Source organism: Klebsiella sp. 4_1_44FAA (genome assembly GCF_000238715.1).
Taxonomy (GTDB): domain Bacteria; phylum Pseudomonadota; class Gammaproteobacteria; order Enterobacterales; family Enterobacteriaceae; genus Klebsiella; species Klebsiella pneumoniae.
In genome coordinates this window covers 298,540-306,112 of sequence record NZ_JH414802.1, presented here as the reverse complement: position 1 = coordinate 306,112, position 7,573 = coordinate 298,540, and the positions used below count along the sequence as shown (strand labels likewise).

The 7,573-nt window shown below is 47.9% G+C and carries 9 protein-coding genes and 1 pseudogene; 6 read left to right on the top strand and 4 right to left on the bottom strand.

Annotated features, from left to right (window positions below):
• Together HMPREF1024_RS09065 and HMPREF1024_RS09070 are read left to right on the top strand one after the other, a co-directional pair.
• Positions 1-1,316, top strand: a pseudogene (locus HMPREF1024_RS09065) (hypothetical protein); the annotation flags it as partial.
• 9 nt (positions 1,317-1,325) lie between these two features.
• The gene (locus HMPREF1024_RS09070; protein ID WP_009309052.1) at positions 1,326-1,583 is read left to right on the top strand and encodes a hypothetical protein; all 258 of its coding nucleotides are present in this window, start codon (positions 1,326-1,328) and stop codon (positions 1,581-1,583) included.
• 28 nt (positions 1,584-1,611) lie between these two features.
• Here HMPREF1024_RS09070 and HMPREF1024_RS09075 read toward each other — a convergent pair whose 3' ends face one another.
• Positions 1,612-1,890 carry a hypothetical protein gene (locus tag HMPREF1024_RS09075; protein ID WP_009309051.1) on the bottom strand — a complete coding sequence of 93 codons (279 nt, stop codon included), beginning with the start codon at positions 1,888-1,890 and terminating at the stop codon, positions 1,612-1,614.
• Positions 1,891-1,900: 10 nt separating this feature from the next.
• On the bottom strand, positions 1,901-3,550 hold the full coding sequence (locus HMPREF1024_RS29030) for a right-handed parallel beta-helix repeat-containing protein (RefSeq protein ID WP_077251093.1): 1,650 nt from the start codon (positions 3,548-3,550) through the stop codon (positions 1,901-1,903).
• Between the two features lie 111 nt (positions 3,551-3,661).
• Here HMPREF1024_RS29030 and HMPREF1024_RS09080 point away from each other — a divergent pair, with 111 nt between their 5' ends.
• From HMPREF1024_RS09080 to HMPREF1024_RS09085, 3 genes are all read left to right on the top strand, one after another.
• Positions 3,662-4,213, top strand: a complete 552-nt coding sequence (locus HMPREF1024_RS09080; RefSeq protein ID WP_009309049.1) for a recombinase family protein — start codon at positions 3,662-3,664, stop codon at positions 4,211-4,213.
• A 263-nt stretch (positions 4,214-4,476) separates the two neighbouring features.
• On the top strand, positions 4,477-4,893 hold the full coding sequence (locus tag HMPREF1024_RS32095; protein WP_032451387.1) for a hypothetical protein: 417 nt from the start codon (positions 4,477-4,479) through the stop codon (positions 4,891-4,893).
• A 548-nt stretch (positions 4,894-5,441) separates the two neighbouring features.
• Positions 5,442-5,723, top strand: a complete 282-nt coding sequence (locus HMPREF1024_RS09085; protein WP_009309048.1) for a hypothetical protein — start codon at positions 5,442-5,444, stop codon at positions 5,721-5,723.
• Here the strand turns inward: HMPREF1024_RS09085 and HMPREF1024_RS32175 are convergent.
• Both HMPREF1024_RS32175 and HMPREF1024_RS09090 read right to left on the bottom strand, forming a co-directional pair.
• Entirely contained in the window at positions 5,683-5,787 is a 105-nt protein-coding gene (locus HMPREF1024_RS32175; RefSeq protein ID WP_349815103.1) for a YnaM/YnfT family protein, read from the bottom strand. The two genes, HMPREF1024_RS09085 and HMPREF1024_RS32175, sit on opposite strands and share 41 nt — an antisense overlap.
• Positions 5,788-5,945: 158 nt before the next feature.
• Positions 5,946-6,194: a DinI-like family protein gene (locus tag HMPREF1024_RS09090; RefSeq protein ID WP_002902136.1), complete on the bottom strand. Its 249-nt coding sequence runs from the start codon at positions 6,192-6,194 to the stop codon at positions 5,946-5,948.
• 845 nt (positions 6,195-7,039) lie between these two features.
• On the opposite strand from HMPREF1024_RS09090, the gene tssB reads away from it, so the two are divergent.
• Entirely contained in the window at positions 7,040-7,531 is a 492-nt protein-coding gene (tssB, locus tag HMPREF1024_RS09095; RefSeq protein WP_009309047.1) for a type VI secretion system contractile sheath small subunit, read from the top strand.
• Positions 7,532-7,573: the final 42 nt, after the last annotated feature.

The following is a 7,573-nucleotide window of genomic DNA, read 5'->3' as shown; positions in this document are numbered from 1 at the left end:
GCTACGGGAATGGCGTTCTTGACCGGTCCACAGAAGATAATTTCCTCATCCGTGATTGCTGTCTGACGGGCTGGTTTATGGGGGCCGACTCCGTTTGCAACGGTTTCGTTGTCGCCCGTGATTGCTTTACCGGCGACGCCTATGGCGGGGCGTGGACGCAACGAAATGCCGCGGTCACGATTCCGTATCTCCCACCCTATCCGGCGGCAGAGATTTTCAAAGTGGGCTGGGTTGATGCTATCCGGTATACGAAATATCACTTTTACGGCAAGCCACGGCTGTTTGGCCCTGCCGATGAGGCGATTGATACGTGGTTCGATACGTATATCTATAAATCCGCCAACTCGGCGCGAACCTCCGCAGGCGGCAGGCTGACAAACAATACCGCCAGCGGCTATTCAGCGCGTTCGTTTCCCGGTATTGCGGGCCGGGCATTCACCGTCCTCAGTCGCTATGGACGTGCGGTGAACGGGGTCTGCCTTGACGATGTGAAGGTGCTGGGAACCCACCGCGTCCCGTTCTACACCGACGCAGGCAGTTACAACGTGATTCACACGTCATACGTTGAAAAGACATGTCTCGTTGACACCACAACGACAACCATTGCCGGTAATCAGTTCTATACCGACTATCAGGACCCGTGGAATGCGACACTGACAAAAGCGCCCGCGATGGTTTGTGAGGGTGGTATCACTGTCGACAGAACTGTCGTTTCGGCTGGCGTGGCTACACACCCGTTCAGCCAGAAACCACCAACCATCAACGGCCCGCTCATCATCAATCCGTTCCGTGATGACACAGAGGACTACTCGACCGCGCAGATTGCAGAGTGGAACAGCGCCGAAGGGAAAACGGTATACCTCTATGACTGGCGCCGTCAGTATAGCGTCCAGCGCCCGATACGGTTTTTTGATAACACACAGGAAGCATTCCAGTACTACAAGGGCGTCTGGACGCCGGTTGTCAAATGCGGCTCAGAAGTCGTGACGCTGAATACCACCGCGGGAACCTATCGCCGCTCGGGGCGGTTAGTGCATGCGACATTCAGAATCGAAACCACGTCAATGGCGCTGACGACAGGTGGCGCGGTAGTGATATCAGGGCTTCCGTTCACAGTAGCCGCACTGAGCGACGGGGGATTAACAGTTTCCCCGATAATTTGCAGTCGTGCCGGCTCGGCAATCATTATTGCGCAAACGAACCCGACCACAAAAGAGATTCTACTGTTAACCAATAGCTCACCGGCTGTTTTCTCAATTACAGGCGGAACAGGTTTGACGATTTACGGCTCAGTTCAGTACGTTCTGACAGAATAAGGATTTGCCATGTTTACAATAGAGAAAGAAGTTGCGGTTAATCAGGTAACTGTCGATGGTATTGCGGTTGGCACTGCGACGCTTAAAGTCATCCTTACATACACCATCGAGAGGATCGAGCTTGAAGGGGCGAACGGTATCGCTTTTTACACTGTTACATCTGACGCCGATGCTGAGGGTGCGAGGAATTACATCCCATTCACCTATTCAGGAAGTGGCGATCCGCTGTCTGAGGCCGAGGTAGCGCTAAAGTTAAGAGTTGAATGACATACCCGCCGGTAATGGCGGGATTGATTTATATTTTTGCAGCCCCGGAAAACTCACCCAGCCCCATGATTTGCGCTTGCGCCTGGCTGAAAATATCTCCATTCAGCCAGGTTATCGGGAATGAGCGCACATCGCCGTTAGATGACCCATTCACTGTGGTTTCCAGGTATGCCGTTCCTGTTCCGTCCGGGTAAACCGAAACGCTGGTAACCGTCATGATTAGCTCCGCGCTCTGGGCCTGATAGCCAATTACAACGCCATTTGATACCAGACTCGCCTCTAACTCTTTCGTGATTTTAAATGCCATAGTTTTCACCCTATGAATACGTAACTTGTTTAACCGGGGTGGCTGTACTGACCGTACCGCTTATAAAGTTCGTACCAGCTTTCTTTATCTCTGCGGCACTTCCGGATGCTGGCAGTGGCGCACTTATGGCGGTAGCGCCGATGACATCGCAGCTATCCAGATCAACGGTAGTACCGGCATAGCAGAATAATGCCGTACCCGCAGCGCACTGGATAAACGAATCCGCGAACTTGAGACGAGCGCTGTTATTGGTGTATACGGCCCTCCCGGTTCCGGTGTTATTTGCCGTAAACCCGGAGAAGATGTTTTTAAGACCGCCATCAACATAAACCAGGTCGTCTGACGTTGCGCCGTTAACGGTAACGTCGCGAAATTTGCCGTAGTTGGCGTTAATGTAAACCGCCCTGCCTGTGCTTCCCGTATAGCGCACAGTGTCATCTTTAACTGAGAACCAGAAGTTGATGACGTTAGGCGTTACGTGATGGTTGTCTTTCCAGGTTCTGTCCGTCTGTGTATTGCTCGGAATGGATACCGACTGGGCCTGAGAACTAAATAACTTGTTACTGTGGAATGACATTCGTGAGACAGGCATAGAGCCGCCTTCCTGATAGGCAGTCCCTTTGGTAATAATCCGGTTATCGTGGATGTTTACATCCGTTGACACGAAGCCCTGATACATACCGGCAGACAACATTATTCTGTTGATAATGACGTTATCATGGATATGGGCATCAGCCGCAAATGTACAATAAATGCCTACGCCGTTATTATCCCGTATCATATTGTCTGCGCAGATATAATCGGTCACATTACGCAGGGTGATACCTGAGCCATCGGCTGTAGGTTTCGTCGTATCAGAATTAAAAAAACCGTTGCGTCGGCAAATATTACCGTTAAAAACGCCTGCTATCGGGACTGGCGAAGCGCCGGTGTAGTTAATATCAATACCGTCCGCAGCATTTTCACGGCAGATGTTGTATGAAATGTTCACGCCATCATAATCCGGATGTGGGCCATACTGCATCCCGGATACACCATTCATGAGGCACCAGTTAGTCGTGAAGGTTAAATCCCCGACACCGTAACACCAGAACCCATTTCCGCCGTTATCAATCAGTGAAAGCCCGCTAACGGTCAGCCCCCGGATACCTCCGCTATCAATACCATTACCGTAGCGCCCGGTAATTCCCGCGCTCGAACTATTTACATATGTTCCTTTGCTGCCGTTATTTGCAATCAGGCAATTCAACACACTGACGTTAGATACGTTGTAAATTGATAACCCAACCGATTTCGAACGGTCAGGATTAGAAATCGTTACCCCTTCAAATTTAAAGTTATCGCCACCTGCATCTACAGACACAGCCTCATATTTATTTTCAATTCTCCCTGAACCTTTAATGGCTATATCACTTTCTGTAACCAGAAATAATGAGTAATCAGAACGTCGATTACTTTCAGACCACGTGAAATCACCGACGGGATTATGCTTAATAACGCCATCAATGATGAGTGTTACTCCCTGCGGCGGAATATGGGTATCAAACAGTTCATAATCACCAGGCGCCCATGCCGTTCGAGTTGGATGCACCGCGGCCGCAGCAAGCATCAGCCGAAAAGCTTCATCGTGGGTTATATCACCCCGGCTTGAGCCGAACATCTCAGGAGTTACAAAAGGCAGACCGCCGATGAGTTTTGTGCCGTCGCTTGAACCCAGGTTTACGCGAACAATCCCGGCAATTTACAATCAGCTATTTCAAAGGGTTGCATAATGCTGATTGGCTACGCGCGGGTATCTACCGGCGATCAAAACCTCGATTTACAGAAAAACGCGCTGGTTCGCGCAGAATGTGAACTGATTTTCGAAGACACCGCCAGCGGTAAGAATGCTAAAAGGCCCGGATTAAGGAAAGCTATTCGCCGTCTTCGACCTGGTGATGTGCTGGTGGTCTGGAAGCTCGATCGCCTCGGTCGCAGCGTACGCGACCTCATTACTTTGGTATCTGAACTGCAGGAGCGGGGGATTCATTTTCGCAGCCTGACCGATTCGATCGACACTTCGACACCCGCCGGCCGCTTCTTCTTTCATGTTATGAGCGCCCTTGCGGAGATGGAGAGGGAATTGATAGTGGAGAGAACGCGCGCGGGTTTAGCCGCGGCGAGAGAGCAGGGCCGCATCGGTGGCCGCCGCCGGATAATGACCACTGAAGTTGTGGAGCGTTGCTGGCGCATGCTGGAGAACAGCGCAACCCGGCAGCAGGTTGCAGATGTGGTCGGGGTAGGGGTGAAGACTATCTATAAATATTTGCCAGTAACGGGATGAGCTATAAGTCTGATGGCTATCAAAACTTTTCGTGATTGTTTGATATGCCTTCCCAGAGTTGTAAAAGTCCAAGCATCATGAGACCTGAGAATGTAAGTAGTGTTGCAGTAACGAGTATAATAGTCATTTTAGCGCCTGTTTTTATTGGTTATTCATTAGACATCAGACCACATAAATAGTTGCTGAACCTTACAAATAAATGGAGTATTTAGCAGCTATTGTCAAATACACGCATGATTGATAGAGATTAGCCTTGTCTAAATATGAACAGGAAGAAAACATTAACGTTCGCGCAGTTTCTGCTGATAAATAGCCAACTTGCCAACATTTCTGATACCTGGGCTGATTTGTGGGCATTGATTTTTCACACGGGCCTTAGTGCTGGAAGGCTGCTGGCGCTTCGGTACGATGATGTTGATGGTCATTCGATACTGATACGAGAACAGGGACGACTAAAGGAGCTGTGTATTGAATTGAGTTCTCCGGCGATGGCGATGATTGATCGCAGGAGGAAAAACTATCCAGGGGACGTTTTTGTGTTTCAGAGCCACTCGAATCGTGTGAAGTACGAACGTCGGCCAGTGACTTTAATTGCCTTTAACACTGCTTTACGTCGCGCCGCTAGATCATTACCAGACGTTAACGTAAGCAGTAGTAGCGCGAGAAACATACCGGACTAAGCGCCTGTCCAGTAGCGTGCGGCCGATGTGACAGGCGTGGGAGTGAAGACGATTTACAAATATTTGCCAGTACAATACGGCGATAAAAAATCCCCTTGAGCAGGCACACTCAAGGGGAAAATACTACATAATATCATTGCTGTGTGCGTCTTTGCGCTCATCTATCTTCCAAGAAGATGCCTAAAGCTTCCAGATATTTCTGGTCTGAGCAGTTAAAACATTGGTTTGGTAGCCGATGTGATAGGGGTGGGAGTAAAGACGATTTATAAATATTTTCCAGCCGGTTAAGTTTGCTCACCTGCGAACCGTATGCAAGAGATCGCAGGTGAACAATTTGCTATGAAGGCATTGCCATAGCTGAAAAATTTTAACCTCGCATTGTTCGCAAAACCATCAAACAGCTAAGGGCTGATAACACTTTAAGACTTACCTTACTCGTTACATCAATATGTTACGGAAATGACATAAATTGATAGCCAGAACCTATATTGATTCTCCTCTCGGATAAAACTACTTTGTGCGCAACCAGTATTGACCAGGAGGCTACCATGCTCCAGCACAAAATCAGGGAGGCGTTCTGCGCCTCTATCTCTCGCAACCCGAAAGGGTATCAGTACCAACGCACCAGTGACTTTGTCAACTCTCTGCGCCGGCGCGGCATCCACTTATCAGAGGTGGAAGCTAACTCCTGGACAGCGCGGGAACAAACGTATTTCGTCGATAAGACGCCTGACCATTGCGAAAACAGGCTGTGGATGATGGCAGGGATGGGGAGGGGCTCTGATGGTGCTAGTCAGGGTTGTTGGAGACTCCAATCCATAGTTTTATGACGCTTATGGTAAATAGTGCGAGGATGACAAATACAACGCTTGAGGTGATCAGAAGAGTAGTCATAGTGAACCTTATTAATAGTGGTTATTATTCAGGCAGCTCATTTAGTGAATAGTTCAAAGTGTGTTGCACATAGGCCCACCCGGCAGCTAATGTATGCTGCTGCCTGGTGGGGTTAGTGACTCAGGCAGGAGATCACCGCGAATGATTATATAGACCGATCAACGCACAAACCAGTCGTCAGCCGTCTCCCAAGCGTCTTTTAGAGTGGTCTCTACAAATTCTTTGGCGATTTCTTTATCAGTCGCCCACAAAACGCTCAGTCCATCATTACTGGCCGTTTTCACGATCACTTCAACGTCGTCATATTGCTTGCTGATTCGACGGGTCATTTCGTCTTTCAAGGCCTCCATTGACCCCTTTGGCATTTTCGCGGCTTTCTCTTTGGCAATGCTGATTTCTACACGCATGATAATCACCTTTGTGCTGGTTGAATATACAGTATTCAGCGAGAGATGATTACTAGTCAAATGGATTGTTTAGGTTTGTGAGTACATAATTAAGTACATATTTTAGGTAATTATTAATTAATTTTATTTTAAATCAGTTAGTTATAATTTTGTTCAAGTAATCTTCGGCATAATCGCCGACCAGCATTAGGATTTTCTTGCTCATCTTTGTGTCTCGTTGTGGGCGAAAGGTGTCTTAGATATAGCCTGGCGACTTGCAGAATGCGAACCGTTCAGGATGCCGACGACGGTGTCGTGTGCGTCTTGTAACCGGGCTCATGTTTTTTTGCTAACGACAACTTTGTTCGACATCGCGCTGTGGCTCGTTATCCGCAAAAAATCGGTTTGTGGGGAGTAAGGGGAGCAGAAGAATATTGTTACCGTTTAGATTTCGCGCCAGCACTATTAAGCGTCCGCCGCGAAGGGGCAATCGGATGGAAGCCAGATATTTTCCCTCTGAGTAATTGATTGCGTTGTTACGCTAAATTTGCATAATGAGCGAATTATATTGCCCCAGTCGTCTCTATGGTTTCCTTTATTCATCCGCTTAATGTTTTAGCCCGCCTTATAGTATCCATTGCAAACATTCCTTTGGTGCATTATTTATTGAATTTATCATTGACTGTTGTTTCACATTTTAAATATTGATATTCATGGTGCTTTTATTTTCGTGGTGAAAGTGGGTGTTTATGAATAAATATAATTATTAGGTGGTTAAGTTGATCGTTAATCCATTTTTGCTTTATCATCGTCACGTTTCACATCAATATATCTTCAATAATTATTCCTTAAGGAAAGGAACTGCTATGGCTGATACGTTCCAGAATGAAGTCCCCAGGGCGCGCATTAATCTCAAATTATCTCTTCATACCGGCGGCGCGCAAAAGAAGGTCGAACTGCCGCTCAAACTGCTTACCATTGGCGATTTTAGTCATGGTAAGGAAAAACGGCCTTTATCGGAAAGAGAAAAAATCAACGTCAATAAAAATAATTTTAACAGCGTACTTTCGGAATTTAGCCCGGAAGTTAACCTCTCGGTGCCGAATACGCTGGCCGGCAATGGCGAAGAGGAGAACGTCAGACTGCGTTTTACCGACATCAAAGATTTTGAACCGGAGCAGGTTGCCCGGCAAATTCCGCAACTCCGCGCCATGCTGGCGATGCGTAATTTATTACGCGATCTCAAATCCAATCTGCTCGATAACGCCACTTTCAGAAAAGAGCTTGAGGCAATCCTGAAAGATCCGGCGCTGTCCCAGGAATTACGCGACGAAATGAGTGCGCTTGCCCCGAAATAAGTGCGGGGCAAGTCTGTTAATGGATTAACCGGGAAAATGCTA